Here is a 12,299-nt window from a genome sequence, read left to right as displayed (position 1 = left end):
CCCCACCGCACTCACAGGGCCCCTCTCCCCCATCGCACCGCCCGCCGGCGCCGGGCTCCGCGGCCACCGCGCCCCCGGCCGGCAGGGACCGCGGATCGAAGCGGTGCAGGTACGGCTCCGTATCGCCGTCGACGGTGAGTTCCACGGTCACCGGCTCGCCGCGCGACAGGCGCGTGGCGAGTTCCGGGACATGGGCGGGCACCCCGGCGCCGACCAGGACGTAGTCGACCCCCGCGAGGATCGCGCCGAACAGGCCGGGGGCGAGGGCGAGTTGGACCTTCGCGAGGTAGTTGACGCCGACGACGCCCTCGTGACCCTCCTTCGCCAGCCAGACCTCGACGAAGTTGCCGAGCACGGTGAGCAGTTCGCCCGCCTCGCCGCGCTCGGCCCGGAGCATGGGCTCGGTACGGAAACGCTCGCCCTCGGCGAGCCCGCCCGGCACGTAGTACCGCTCGAGCACGGCGGCCGCGAGCTCCGGCACCGGAAAGGCGGCGAGCGCGCGGCGGACGTCTCCGCCGGGGTCGCCGAGCTGGAGCCTGCGGGCGAGGACCGCGTCGAGCGCGGTGCCGGAGACGACGCCGAGCTGGCCCGTACGGGAGACGGCGCGCGCGAGCCGCCAGCCGGAGACGCCCACGCCCATGCCGCCCTGGATCACCTGGGGCGGCGCCCCGTCGGCCGTGACCTTGGGTGCGCGGAGCGGAGCAGTCGGCATGTCGTCCTCGATCGGTGTCGCCGTCGTAACTTACGGAACCGTAAGTTCGCTGCTCCCAGCGTGTGCCACCCGGGGCGCGCCCACGGACGGCGAAGGTCCCGACTGCCCATGACGAAAGGCCCGTACGACTCCGGGCCCGTACGACCCGGTCAGCCCCCGTACAGCGCGGCGATCTCCCCCTCGTAAGCCCGCATCACGGCACCCCGCTTGACCTTCATCGAGGGGGTCAGGAGTCCGTTCTCCTCGCTGAACTCGCCCTCCACGAGCCGGAACCCGCGGATCGACTCGGCCCGTGAGACGGCCTCGTTCGCGTAGTCCACGGCCCGCTGCACATCCGCGATCATGCGGGGGTCGCGGCAGACGTCCGCGAGCGGGGTGCCGGCCGGCATCTTGCGTACGGACAGCCAGTGCGCGACCGCGTCCGGCTCCAGGGTGACCAGGGCCCCGATGAACGGCCGGTTGTCGCCGACGACCAGGCACTGGCCGATCGGCGGGCGGCTGCGCAGCCGGTCCTCGAGGACGGCGGGCGCGACGTTCTTGCCGCCGCTCGTGACGAGGATGTCCTTCTTGCGGCCGGTGATCCGCAGATAGCCGTCACCGTCGAGCTCACCGAGGTCGCCGGTCGCGAACCAGCCGTCGTCCAGGACTTCGTCCGTGGCCCGCTCGTTGTTCCAGTACGCGCCGAACACGATGCCGCCGCGGATCAGCACCTCCCCGTCCTCGGCGATCCGGATGGCCGTACCGGGGACGGGCAGCCCGACGGTCCCCGGGCGTGGGCCGAGCGGGGGTGTGATGGTGGCGGCCGCGGTGGTCTCCGTGAGGCCGTAGCCCTCGTAGATGATGATTCCGGCGGCGTAGAAGAAGAGGTTGAGCCGGGGGTCGAGGGGTGAGCCGCCGCTGATCGCGTAGCGCAGGCGGCCGCCGAGTTCCTTGCGGATACGGCGGTAGACGAGCAGGTCGTACAGGCCCCAGGCGAGGTAGGTACCGAGCGAGGGTCCCTTGCCGGTCCCCAGGAACTTCTGCAGATACTCCTCGCCGAAGCGCACCGCGATCCGGTCCGCGCGCTCGAACGAGGCGCCGCGGCCGATCTTCTCCGCGGTCGCGCGTCCCGTGTCGTGGATCTTCTCGAAGAGATACGGGACGCCGACGATGAACGTGGGCCGGTAGGAGCGGAGTTCGGGCCGCAGTTCGTCGGGCTTGATGCTCGGGCAGTGGGCGATCTCGATCCGGGCGAGGAGGCAGGCGATCTGGATCGCGCGGCCCAGGATGTGCGCGAGCGGCAGGAAGAGCAGGGTCGAGGCGATCTGTCCGGTGACCTCCTGGAAGACCGGGTGCAGGAGCTCGACCGTGTTGGCGGCCTCCGCGTGCAGATTGCCGTGCGTGAGCACACAGCCCTTGGGGCGTCCGGTGGTGCCGGAGGTGTAGCAGACCGTGGCGATGGTCTCGGGGGTGAGGGCGGCCCGGCGCTTGTCCACCTCCTCGTCGGGTATGTCGCGGCCCAGCGTGGCCAGTTCGAGGATCGCGCCCGCATCCAGCTCGAAGAGCCTGGCCTTGTCGCCGATGGCCGTACGGACGGTCGCGGTGTTCTCGGCCGTCTCCGCGATCACGATGCCGGCGCCCGAGTCCTCGGCGATCCAGGCGATCTGGTCGGCGGAGGAGGTGGCGTACACGGGCACGGACTGGCCGCCGGCCGCCCAGATCGCGAAGTCGAGGACGGCCCATTCGTAGCGCGTACGGGACATCAGGGCGACGCGGCCGCCCGGTTCGAGGCCCGCGGCGATCAACCCCTTTGCCGCGGCGGTGACTTCACGCGCGAAGGTCTCGGCGGTCACCGCCCGCCACTCGCCCGCCTCCTTGCGCCGGACCACCACGGCGTGGGGGTCCTCCAGCGCGTTGGCGAAGGGGATGTCCGCGACCGAGCCGCCGGGCTTCTCGGCGACCAGGGCGGCCACGCGCGCCTCGCGGACCACCCCGTCCTCGCGGAGCAGCTCGGTGCGGGCCCTGGCCGCGAGATCGCTGCGCTGTTTCGCCCGCTTCAGATCCTTGCGTACGCCCATGGTCGGCTCCGTTGGTCCGCTGCTCCGCTGGTCACGACGAGTGGTGCGGTGGTGCCACGTTCTTCACGCAGGTGTGCCGAGCGCCTTGCTCGGGAGGTGCCAAGTTCTTTACGCAAGGGTCAACTTACCGATGCGTAACGCGAAATCAATGCCTCCGGCAGGGGGCATCGTGTGCACCCGTCAGGCCCACACCTCCGGCGCGCCCGCGCCGCCCGGGGCCCGCCCCGGGTGAGGGTCGGAGCATGGCCACGACGTACGCACCCACCCACACCGTGGAGTTCACCGAGGACGGAGCCCGGCCCCGGCGCGGACTGCGGGCCGCCCTCATCGCGCTGCCCGCGCTGGTGATCCTGGTCGCCGGGTTCCAGCGGCGCTGGATGTCCGACGACGCCCTCATCTATGTCCGCACGGTCCGGCAGATCCTGGCGGGCAACGGCCCGGTGTTCAATCCCGGCGAACGCGCCGAGGCCTCCACCGGCACGCTCTGGCAGTGGCTGCTCGCCGCGGCGGGAGTGACCGGCGTGGACCTCGCGCGGGCGGCCGTCTACGGCGGGCTGCTCCTGACCGCCGCCGGTTTCGCGCTCGCCGCGTACGGCTGCCTGCGCCTTTACGGGAGTTCGGCGACGCTGCCGCTGGGCGCACCCCTGCTGCTCGCGCTGCCCCCGGTGTGGGACTTCGCCACCTCCGGTCTGGAGACGGGGCTCGCCACGTGCTGGCTCGCGGGTGGCTGGCTGCTTCTGGTGACCCGGCCCGCCTCGGTGTGGACGTCGGTGGTGCTCGGCCTCGGGCCGCTGGTGAGACCGGACTTGGGCCTGGTGTCGGCGGTGTTCCTCGGCGCCCAGTGGCTGCTCGTCCGGCCGGGAAGGCGGCGCACCCTGGCCGGCCTGGGGGCGGCACTCGCGCTTCCCGCGGCGTACGAGATCTTCCGCGCGGGCTACTACGGGCACCTCGTGCCGCTGCCGGCGGTCACCAAGGAGGCATCGCAGAGCCTGTGGGCGCGCGGGTTCGCGTACCTCGGCGACTTTGCAGGACCGTATCTGCTGTGGGTGCCCGCGCTGTTCGTGCTCGCGGCGGTGCTGCCGGCGCGTACGTCGGTGCGGGTGCCGTGGGTGCCGGTGCTCGCGCCGGTCCTCGCCGGTGTTCTGTGCTGGGCGTATGTCATCAAGGTCGGCGGGGACTTCATGCACGGCCGGATGCTGCTCCCCGGCCTGTTCCTGATGCTGCTTCCGGTCTTCCTCGCGCCCGCGAGCCGCGCGGCCGCGCTGGCCTCGGTGGGGGTCGCGGTGTGGGCGGCGGTGTGCGCGAGCGTGCTGCGGATCGATTACGAGGGGCGGGTCGGCCCGGCCGGCATCGCGGACGAACGCGGGGTGTACGTGGCGCAGAACGCCGATCCGCATCCGCTGCACCACACGTTCGCGGGCGCCGACTGGCACGCCCGCTACGGCCGTGCGGCGCGCACCGCCAAGCCGCCGGCGCTGCTGTTCCCCGGGCCCGTGCAGCTCACGGCCGGTGCTCCCACCGTGACCGGTGTCTACCCGGTGCTCGGCCACAATGGCACCTCGGTCCCGCTGGACGGTGCGGCCCTCGACCTGGCGGGCGGGTCGGGCACGACAAGCATCTGCCGGACGCGTGGGTGATCGCCGACCGCGGCGCCGGTGAACTCCCCGACGGCGTCGACCCGTCGCAGGTGGAGGCGGCCCGGCGCGCCCTGCGCTGCGGCGGCCTCGCGGAGCTCCGCGAGGCGACGCAGGCGCCGCTCACCACCCGCCGGTTTCTCGCCAATCTCACCGGCTCGTTTCAGCGCACGGGCTTCCGCTTCCCGACCGATCCCGCCCAAGCGGTACGGGAGTTGTGCGGCCGGCCCTGACCGGATCTGCACAATCCCTCACCGCAGGCGCAGGTTTGGCATGCACAGCGTGACGCCATGATGTTTCACGGCACCCCTCGCACCGCCCAGGGGTTGCCGTCACGCACCGCGCACACCTCATTGCCCGTTCCCCACCTGGGCCGCACCCACCGCTTCCTCGCGGGTGTGCGGACCGGTCGGTCAACGAAAGGTCAGGTGCTCCACCATGGGTTCGTCCTCCCGCAGACTCGGCGCGCTGTTCGTGCCCGTCCTGCTCGCCGCCGGCATCCAGTTCGCCGGCTCCCCCGCCCACTCCGCGCCCGCCGCGGGCGATCTCCGGTACGCGCCGGGGTCGACGGCCGTCGACGGCAGCTGGATCGTCGTCCTCAAGGACGGTTCGGCATCGCGCGCCGAGACGAGGTCCGCCGCCCGCTCGCTGACCGGCGAGTACGACGGCAGCCTCACGCATGTCTACGGCAGCGCGGTGAAGGGCTTCGCGGCCAAGCTCTCCCAGGCCGAGGCCAAGGAACTCGCCGCGGACCCCGAGGTCGCCTACGTCGAGCAGAACGCGCGGGTCTCCGTCAGCGAGACCCAGCCGAACGCCACCTGGGGCATCGACCGAATAGACCAGCGGGACCTCCCGCTCTCCACGACGTACACGTACAACACGAACGCGTCCAATGTGACGGCGTACATCATCGACACCGGCATCCGCACCTCGCACAGCGACTTCGGCGGGCGCGCGAGCATCGGTACCGACACGGTCGGCGGCGGTCAGAACGGGCAGGACTGCAACGGGCACGGCACGCATGTGGCCGGCACCGTGGGCGGCAGCAACTACGGCGTCGCCAAGGGCGTCAAGCTCGTCGGCGTCCGCGTCCTCGACTGCCAGGGTTCCGGCACCACCGCGGGAGTGATCGCGGGCGTGGACTGGGTGACCGCGAACGCGGTCAAGCCGGCCGTGGCGAACATGAGCCTGGGCGGCGGCGCGAACACCTCGCTCGACAATGCCGTGAAGCGCTCCATCGCCTCCGGTGTCACCTACTCGCTCGCGGCCGGCAACGGCAACTTCCTCGGCTGGCCGCAGAACGCCTGCAACTCCTCGCCGGCCCGGGTCCCCGAGGCGATCACGGTGGGTGCGACCGACCGCAACGACCGGCGCGCGTCGTTCTCCAACTACGGCACATGCCTGGACCTGTTCGCGCCCGGTGTGAGCGTCACCTCGGCCTGGATCACCAACGACACCGCGACCAACACCATCAGCGGTACGTCGATGGCGGCGCCGCACACGGCCGGTGTCGCGGCCCTCCACCTGGCCGCCAACCCCGGCGCCGCCCCCGCGCAGGTACGGGACGCGCTGGTGAACGGGGCGACCACCGGCAAGGTCCAGGACCCGCGCACGGGTTCGCCGAACAAGTTGCTGTACTCGCTGCTGTAGAAGCGCAACACCGGTGTAACGGGATGATCCACAGAGCCCGGGGCGCATGCCGCCCCGGGCTCTGATCTGCAATGATGCCCCGACTTCGGCGGACGCAGGGGGCGGCCGCCATGTTCAAGGGGGACCGTTGTGGAGATCGCCTTCTTCTCCGGGCTGCTCGCTCTCGTCGTCTTCGGCCTGGTGTGCATCGTGTGGGCCGAACGCGGCGGCCCGCGCTGGGTGCGGATCATCGCGGCCGTCACCCGGGGCGCGGGCGAGCTGACGCGGGCGGCGAGCAAGGGCGGCAGGAGCGGCAGTTCGAGCCGCGACTGACCGGCTCCGCACTCACGGCTCCCCACCCCGCTCCTCGCCCCGCTCCGCACCCCGCCGCTGGGCCGCGCTGCGGTTGCGTTGTGGGGTCGGTGCCGGTCCGGGGTGCCAGTTACACGGGCAATGGCGCCGTTCCCGTGAAGGGGTGCCGTTGACGTCGGGGGCGCCCGTGTAACTGGCACCCCTACCCGTCCCCTTCCGCCGTCGCGCGGCTGTCCCGCCATTGTTCTTGCGGAAGGGGAGATCCCACTGCTTACAGCTCCCCCTCCGGCTCCCCGCCTCCGTCGCGGTCATCCCGCTCGGGTGCGGGCTCCAGGCCCAGGAGGCGGCAGGCCTGCTCGAGGGAGGTGGCGAGGTCCCGTACCGCGGCGTCACCCGTCGAGGTGGCCAACTGCTGGGCCTCGCGCCGGAGTTCCGGCAGCGACGGTGCGCCGGGCAGGGAGCCGCCCGGCGTCGGCGCCATGTCGTCCTCGGTGCACTCGGTCTCCGACTCGCACGGCCGGTAGCCCGACTCGGCCCGCAGGCCGTCCGCGAAGTACCCGGCCACGGCGGCGACTTGGAGCGACTCGTCGGCGCCGGCGCCCCACAGGGGCTTGTTCAGGGCGGAGGCCTCGATCTGCTCGGACTCCTCGGAGGGGGACCGGTTGTCGGGGTCGAGCCAGCGGACGCTGGCGGTGGCGACATGCCCGCCGTCGGCGCCGTCGCGCAGCCGTACCGCGTAGAGCGCCGTGACAGTGTGGCCGGGGCCGACCTCGCCGCCGTCCACGCGGTCGTCGCGGAAGTCCTCGTCGGCGACCTCGCGGTTCTCGTAGCCGATCAGCTTGAACTGCTTGACCGTCTGCGGGTCGAAGGCCACCTGCGCCTTGGCGTCGCGGGCGCGCAGCTCGATATGGGCGGGCAGGTCGTCGCAGAAGACCTTCTCGGCCTCGTCGATGCTCGAGACGTACGTGGTGTGCCCGTCGCCCTTGTTGGTGAGCCGCTCCATCAGCTGATCGCCGTATTCGCTGCCCACCCCGACCCCGAACAGGGTGATGCCGTGCTCCTTGCGCTCGTCCTCGATGCGCTCCAGGATCCCGTCGGCGTCCGTCTCGCCGACGTTGGCGAGCGCGTCGGAGAGCAGCACGACGCGGTTGGTGGAGCCGGGGACCTTGCCGTCCACGGCGGTGTCGTAGCCCTCCTCCACACCGGCCGCGACATTGGTCGAGTCGGTGGGCTCCAGGTCGTCGATCACGTCGTGGATGCGGTCCTTGTTGCCGCCGATCCGGGTCATCTCCAGGACGGTGTCGGCCTCGTCGGAGAACGTCACGATGGCCACCCGGTCGTCGGAGCGCAGCCGGTCCGTCATGAGGTCGAGGGAGTCCCGTACGAGATCGAGCCGGCCGGGCTCGGACATGGACCCCGAGATGTCCACGACGAAGGTGAGGGCCGCGGGCGGCCGCCGTTCCCCGTCACCGCCGCGGGTGGCCAGGCCGACCCGCAGCAGGGACCAGTCCGGATCGCCCGTACGGGCACCGTCGACGCTCACCGAGAAGCCGTCGCCGTCGGGCCGCTCGTAGTCCTGGCGGAAGCTGTTGACGAACTCCTCGGGCCGTACGTTCGCCGGGTCGGGCAGCCGGCCCTCTTCGAGCGAGCGGCGTGCGTAGCCGTACGACGCCGTGTCCACATCGAGCGCGAACGTGGAGAGGAAATCGGGTTCGGGTGCGATCTCCCGGCTCTCCCCGTCCTTCTGCGCACCCTCGGATCCCTCGGTGCCTCGCGGCTGGTCCGGCGCGGGCATGGGCGCGCTGTCGGCCTTGTTCCCTCCCCCCTCGCTCGCCCGGTTGCCGTCGCTGCTGCCCCCGGCGCCACAGCCGGTGGCGAGCAGCGCCCCGGCCATCACCAGGGCGAGCGCCCCGGACCGTACTCCTGTGCGTCGCATCACGTGCCCCCTCGGTCATCGGTCTTGTGACTGTGACGCAGGGGACTTCAGGAATGTGCGGTCCGGCCTATTGCGGAAGGGTTGCGATGCGGCAACGCCGATCGCGGACCGATAACGAAGATCGCGCCCCGGTCACAACCCGACGACGGACCGATCACCCCAATCGCGGAACCATAACGTCCGCCCCTGGACGGCTGGTTGCCCCCACCTATCCGGAGAACCCGAGAGGGGGACCCAATGTCTCGCACACTGTCCGTTTCGCACCAAATGGCGCGACAGCGGGTCCCCCTCTCAAACCCACGGCCTGGGCCGCCTTCACCGCGTACGCGACCGGCTGGCCCCGCCCCGAACGGTGGTGTTCAGGACACGATGTCCTTCCGCGAGAACGCCCGGAACGCGAGCGCGATCAGGACCACCGCGTACGTGACTGAGACCGCCGCGCCCTGGAGCATCCCGCCCCACTCCAGCTTGGGCTGGAGCGCGTCGATCCACGCGAACTGCCAGTGCGCGGGCAGCACATCGCGCCAGTCGCCGAGTGCGGTGACCGCGTCGAGGACGTTGCCGACGATGGTCAGGCCCACCGCGCCGCCGACCGCGCCGAGCGGGGCGTCGGTCTTCACGGAGAGCCAGAACGCGAGGCCCGCGGTGACCAGTTGGGACACGAATACGTACACGACCACGATCAGGAGCCGTCCGGCCGACTCCCCCGCCCCGATCCCGCCGCCGGTGGGGAGTTGCAGGGGACCCCAGCCGTACGCCGCCGTGCCCACGACGAGTGCGACCAGGGGGAGCAGCAGCATCGCCGCCGCGCTGAACGCCAGCGCCACCGCGAGCTTGCTCCACAGGAGCCGGGCGCGCGGCACGGGCGCCGCGAGCAGATAGCGCAGCGAGGACCAGCTGGCCTCGGAGGCCACGGTGTCGCCGTGGAACAGCGCGACGGGCACCACGAGCAGGAACCCGGCCGAGACGAAGAGGCAGGTCGCCGCGAAGTTGGCGCCGGATTCGGTGGCCGTCTGCATCAGGGTCGGGCCGCGGTCGCCGTCCCCGTCGGGGGTGCCGCCGATCGCGAAGGCCGCGACCAGGACGAAGGGGAGGACCGTCAGGATCCCGGCCATCACCAGCGTGCGGCGGCGTTTCAGCTGGCGCAGCGCCTCCACCCGGAAGGGCAGGGTGCGTCGGGCGCGGTAGCCGGGTGCGGCCTCGGCCGGCTTCACCTCAGTGCTCATGCCGAGCCTCCGATCAGGTTCAGGAACGCGTCCTCGAGGCGGCGGTGCGGTCCGACACCGGTCACCGGTACTTCGAGGCGCAGGAGTTCGGTGAGCAGGTCGGTCACGCTCGCGCCGTCGAGCCGTACGAGCAGACCGCTCTCCGCGATCGCCGCGGAGCCGATGCCGGGCAGGGAGTCGATCTTCTCGGCCACGGCCTCCGTCACGGGCTCGGCCGTGGACACGAGGAGCGTCTCGCCCGAGCCGACGATCTCGGCGACGGGTCCGGCCTGTACGAGCCGCCCCCGGTCCATGACGACCAGATGCGTACAGGACTGCTCGACCTCGGAGAGCAGATGGCTGGAGACGATGACGGTGCGCCCGGCGGCCGCGTACCGGATCATCACCTCGCGCATCTCGCGGATCTGCGGCGGGTCGAGTCCGTTGGTGGGCTCGTCGAGGATCAGCAGGTCCGGCAGGCCGAGCATGGCCTGGGCGATGGCGAGGCGCTGGCGCATGCCCTGCGAGTACGTGCGCACGGCGCGGGCGAGGGCGTCGCCGAGGCCGGCGATCTCCAACGCGTCCTCGATATGGGCGTCTTCGGCGGGACGGCCGGTCGCGGCCCAGTACAGCTCCAGGTTCTCCCGTCCGCTCAGGTGCGGCAGGAAGCCCGCGCCCTCGACGAACGCGCCCACCCGGGACAGGACCGGGGCGCCGGGCCGGATCGCGTGCCCGAAGACGCGGATCTCTCCGGCGTCGGGGGTGATCAGGCCCATGAGCATGCGCAGGGTGGTGGTCTTGCCCGCGCCGTTCGGTCCGAGCAGCCCGAGGACCTGGCCCTTCTCGACGCGGAAGCCCAGATCCCGTACGGAATACCGGTCGGACTTGCCGTACTTCTTGCTCAAGTCGGTGATCTGCAGCGGCACTTCGGCCAGCTCGGGGTCCGCGGGCGGTGCGGCCACGCGGCGCCGGGCGGTGAACAGGAGCCCTGCCGCGAGCACCACGCCCACCAGCGGCAGCGCCCACACCCAGGCGGGCAGCGGCGCGGCGGCGGTCTTCACACCGGGCGCCGTGGGCACGCTCAGGTCGTCGAGCAGGGTCACCTTGTACGTGGCGGGCTCGACGGGAGAGGCATAGCCGAGGTCCGTGGAGGAGAGGGCGAGGCGCAGCTTGTGCCCCGACCGCACCTCATGGTCGATCGCGGGCAGCGTGAGGTCGACCTCGCGGCCTTCCTCGGCGTCGGTGACCCTGATCGGCGAGACGAGCTGCGAGGGCAGCACCTGCTGCCGCCCGTCGGGCCCCACGTCGTACACCTTCGCGAAGAGCACCGCCTCGCCGGAGTCGGACTGCACCCGTACCTTCGCGGTGGGCGAGCCGGTGATCTGCAGGTCCTTCTCCAGCGGCGCCGAGTCGAAGGCCGCGAACTGGCCGGGGAAGTCGAGCGAGAGCCCGCCGAGCCCGAGCGAGGACAGCTGGCTCAGACCGCCGCCGAGGCCGGGCACCGTGGAGATCGCGGGCGGGCTCGAACCCGCCGGATTGTCCAGGGACTTGGTGCCCTTGTTCAGCTCGACGGTCTTCATGCCGCTGTCGAGCCCCGGGTACTGCCCGTCGGTCGCGCCCCTGAGCTGCGCCCGTCCGTCGGTGGAGTCCACTCCCCCGGTACGGGTCACCCGGAACGCGGGACCGGTGTCGGCGCCCTTGTCCTGCTTGAGGTAGCGGTCGAACCAGCCGGCCACGCGGCCGTCGGCCCGCGGGGCCTCCATGTCGCCGCCGTCGTGGCCGCCGGCGATCCAGTCGACGGCGACCGGTCCTCCGTTGTCCCCTATGGCCTTCGCCATCGCATCGGCGTGGCCGAGCGGGAACAGCGAGTCGGTCTGGCCCTGCAGGATCAGCGCGGGCACCTTGATCCGGTCGCCGACCGCGGACGGGCTGCGCTCCTCAAGGAGCCGCTCCGCCTTCGCGTCGGGCTTGCCCGCGACCGCGACGCGGTTGTACATCTCACAGATCTGCTGCTCGAACTTGTCGCAGCCGCCGCCGGTGGACAGGAAGTATCCCGCCCAGAGCTTCTTCAGGACCCCGTTCGGAAACAGGGCGTCCGACAGATTCCAGTACGTGATGAGCGGCGCGATCGCGTCGACGCGCTCGTCGTGTCCGGCCGCGAGCAGGGAGATCGCGCCGCCGTAGGAGGCGCCGGTCACGCCCACGCGCGGGTCGCCGCTCTTGTCGAGCTGGACCTCGGGGCGCTTCGCCAGCCAGTCGATCATGCGCGAGACATCGGCGACCTCGGCCTTCGGATCGTTCAGCCCGATCTTGCCGGTGGACTTGCCGAAGCCGCGCGCCGACCACGTGAGCACCGCATAGCCGCGCTCGGCGAGCCGCTCGGCCTGGGCCCGGACATCCTTCTTGCTGCCGCCGAAGCCGTGTCCGATCAGGACGGCGGGGCGCTTGGTGTCACTGCCGCCCGCCGTGAAGTACGAGGTGTCGATCCGCGCCCCGTCCATCTGCATCAGCGCGTCCGCGCGGTGCACGGCGGGCTTGTCGTCGGCGGTCGCCACGGCGGTCCAGGTGCCGGCGCCCACGAGCACCGCGAGCGCGGCCCCCGCGGCGGCGAGCCGTCGGGGGCGTGTCCGGGCACGCTTCAGCGCGGGCAGTCGAAGATCCATGCCTACGAGCGTAAGCGGACGCTGTGACAACCGCGGCCCCCGCCGGACGGAGACCCCGGGCCTCCCCCAGAGGTAGGAGACGTGCGCGGCGTACCGCAGACGCAGTACGTGGCGCTCCTTCGGTAACGGGCCACCTAAAGCGCACCTTACT

At 71.8% G+C, this 12,299-nt stretch carries 9 protein-coding genes; 4 read left to right on the top strand and 5 right to left on the bottom strand.

Going from position 1 to position 12,299, the window contains the following annotated elements; genetic code table 11:
- A partial coding sequence (locus G6045_RS13585; protein WP_206343694.1) for a hypothetical protein occupies window positions 1–712 on the bottom strand: 712 nt, incomplete at its 3' end.
- 149 nt (window positions 713–861) lie between these two features.
- Window positions 862–2,769, bottom strand: coding sequence for an AMP-dependent synthetase/ligase (locus tag G6045_RS13580; RefSeq protein WP_165332179.1), 1,908 nt, complete (start codon window positions 2,767–2,769; stop codon window positions 862–864).
- Window positions 2,770–3,011: 242 nt separating this feature from the next.
- Between G6045_RS13580 and G6045_RS13575 the strand changes: the two genes are divergently transcribed.
- The 4 genes from G6045_RS13575 (at window position 3,012) to G6045_RS13560 (ending at window position 6,365) form a co-directional block, all read left to right on the top strand.
- Complete coding sequence (locus G6045_RS13575) at window positions 3,012–4,406, top strand: hypothetical protein (RefSeq protein ID WP_165332178.1); 1,395 nt, start codon at window positions 3,012–3,014, stop codon at window positions 4,404–4,406.
- On the top strand, window positions 4,403–4,636 hold the full coding sequence (locus G6045_RS13570; RefSeq protein ID WP_165332177.1) for a hypothetical protein: 234 nt from the start codon (window positions 4,403–4,405) through the stop codon (window positions 4,634–4,636). The genes G6045_RS13575 and G6045_RS13570 overlap by 4 nt, the downstream gene beginning before the upstream one ends.
- Window positions 4,637–4,841: 205 nt before the next feature.
- A complete protein-coding gene (locus G6045_RS13565; RefSeq protein ID WP_165332176.1) occupies window positions 4,842–6,053 on the top strand; it encodes a S8 family peptidase in 1,212 nt (403 codons plus the stop codon).
- A 129-nt stretch (window positions 6,054–6,182) separates the two neighbouring features.
- Window positions 6,183–6,365, top strand: a complete 183-nt coding sequence (locus G6045_RS13560) for a hypothetical protein (protein WP_165332153.1) — start codon at window positions 6,183–6,185, stop codon at window positions 6,363–6,365.
- A 250-nt stretch (window positions 6,366–6,615) separates the two neighbouring features.
- On the opposite strand, the gene G6045_RS13555 is transcribed toward G6045_RS13560, so the two are convergent.
- The 3 genes from G6045_RS13555 to G6045_RS13545 form a co-directional block, all read right to left on the bottom strand.
- Window positions 6,616–8,280: a vWA domain-containing protein gene (locus tag G6045_RS13555; RefSeq protein ID WP_165332175.1), complete on the bottom strand. Its 1,665-nt coding sequence runs from the start codon at window positions 8,278–8,280 to the stop codon at window positions 6,616–6,618.
- Window positions 8,281–8,639: 359 nt separating this feature from the next.
- Entirely contained in the window at window positions 8,640–9,506 is an 867-nt protein-coding gene (locus G6045_RS13550) for an ABC transporter permease (RefSeq protein WP_165332174.1), read from the bottom strand.
- On the bottom strand, window positions 9,503–12,148 hold the full coding sequence (locus G6045_RS13545) for an alpha/beta fold hydrolase (RefSeq protein WP_165332173.1): 2,646 nt from the start codon (window positions 12,146–12,148) through the stop codon (window positions 9,503–9,505). The genes G6045_RS13550 and G6045_RS13545 overlap by 4 nt, the downstream gene beginning before the upstream one ends.
- Window positions 12,149–12,299: the final 151 nt, after the last annotated feature.

This window comes from Streptomyces mesophilus, from assembly GCF_011044995.1.
Classification (GTDB): Bacteria; Actinomycetota; Actinomycetes; order Streptomycetales; family Streptomycetaceae; genus Streptomyces; species Streptomyces mesophilus.
This window is presented reverse-complemented; position numbering and strand designations above follow the sequence as displayed.

Bases quoted from the DNA above. Each gene is read 5' to 3' on its own strand.
- G6045_RS13575 (WP_165332178.1), top strand. From the start codon at position 3,012: ATGGCCACGACGTACGCACCCACCCACACCGTGGAGTTCACCGAGGAC.
- G6045_RS13545 (WP_165332173.1), bottom strand. From the start codon at position 12,148: ATGGATCTTCGACTGCCCGCGCTGAAGCGTGCCCGGACACGCCCCCGA.
- G6045_RS13550 (WP_165332174.1), bottom strand. From the start codon at position 9,506: ATGAGCACTGAGGTGAAGCCGGCCGAGGCCGCACCCGGCTACCGCGCC.
- G6045_RS13555 (WP_165332175.1), bottom strand. From the start codon at position 8,280: ATGCGACGCACAGGAGTACGGTCCGGGGCGCTCGCCCTGGTGATGGCC.
- G6045_RS13565 (WP_165332176.1), top strand. From the start codon at position 4,842: ATGGGTTCGTCCTCCCGCAGACTCGGCGCGCTGTTCGTGCCCGTCCTG.
- G6045_RS13580 (WP_165332179.1), bottom strand. From the start codon at position 2,769: ATGGGCGTACGCAAGGATCTGAAGCGGGCGAAACAGCGCAGCGATCTC.